At 42.9% G+C, this 1,290-nt stretch carries 1 protein-coding gene; it reads left to right on the top strand.

Annotated features, from left to right (window positions below; all coding sequences use genetic code 11):
• Positions 1 to 53: 53 nt before the first annotated feature.
• Entirely contained in the window at positions 54 to 1,286 is a 1,233-nt protein-coding gene (locus C234_RS0112915) for an ISL3 family transposase (RefSeq protein ID WP_027326093.1), read from the top strand.
• Positions 1,287 to 1,290 lie beyond the last annotated feature (4 nt).

The raw sequence follows: 1,290 nt of genomic DNA, 5'->3' as shown, positions 1-1,290 counted from the left end.
GGCTCTATAACGAATCGTGTGGGTAGGCTCACAAAAATCCCTATCTTTGCATTATGGACAGCAAGGAAATCTTCACATCTGCATTGGGGCTGCAATCCCCTTGGAGCGTAATTCGTGCCGAATTTCAAATAAATGAAAGCGGCACAAAAGAACTGCACTTATGGCTTGCCTTTGAAAAGGGCTTTCTGTTTACAGCTCCGGATGGCAGCCAATCTACTGCTTACGATACTCTCGATAAGACATGGCGTCACCTCAATTTCTTTCAGCACCATTGCTATATTCATTGCAAAGTTCCCCGTATTCGATATGGTGAAAACAAAATCGCGATGGTTAGTGTGCCTTGGGCAAGACCTCATAGTGGTTTTACCTTGCTGTTTGAAGCCTACTCTATGTTACTCATAGAAGAAGAGATGCCTGTGTCTTCTGTATCAGAAGTTACCCAAGTAACGGCCCCTAGAATTTGGCGCGTGTTCAAATACTGGGTAAACGAAGCCTATGAGCGTTCAGATTGGTCAAACGTTAGACGTATCGGTGTTGACGAAACCTCTCGACGTAAGGGGCATTGCTATATCACTCAATTTGTAGACTTGGATGCCCATCGTACGTTATTTGCTGTAGAGGGTAAGGACTCTGAAACTTTTGGAGCATTTAAGACTGAGTTACAGCGAAAAGGAGGCGATCCTGAAAAGATAAAACTTATAAGCATGGATATGTCTCCAGCTTTCATCAGTGGTCGTGACGAATACTTCCCCCAGGCTGAGATCGTTTTTGATAAGTTTCACTTGGTACAGTACCTCAATAAAGCTTTGGACGAAGTTCGAAAAGCAGAGCATAAGAACTGCGATTTGCTTAAATGCGAGCGATACACTTTCCTTAGAAACCGCTCAAAACTTAGCCAAGAGAAATTACGTAAACTGGACAAGATGCTTATCTCTTACCCTAACATCGGAGAGGCCTATGGTCTACGTGAAGGATTTATGGATACATATCTAGTTCCAGATAAAGAAGAAGCTAAGGGCTATTTGGCATTTTGGTGCGATGTTGCCATTGATGCCAAGTTAGAACCGTTTCGCAAATTTGTAAACACCATCAAAGCACATTGGTCTGGTATAGTCTCTTATTTTGAGAATAGAGGCGTTACCAATGGTGTGCTAGAAGGTATTAACTCTAAAATTCAACTGGCCAAAAGAAGAGCTAGGGGATACAGCAACGTAGACAACTTCATAAGAATGATCTACTACATGTCGGGTAAACTTGACATGGCCTACCCACACGATTCGTTATAGGGCC

The sequence above is a fragment of the Bacteroides pyogenes DSM 20611 = JCM 6294 genome, assembly GCF_000428105.1.
In the GTDB taxonomy this organism is placed as follows: domain Bacteria; phylum Bacteroidota; class Bacteroidia; order Bacteroidales; family Bacteroidaceae; genus Bacteroides; species Bacteroides pyogenes.
The sequence above is the reverse complement of the archived record's forward strand: the minus strand, read 5'-3'. Positions and strand labels throughout refer to the sequence as shown.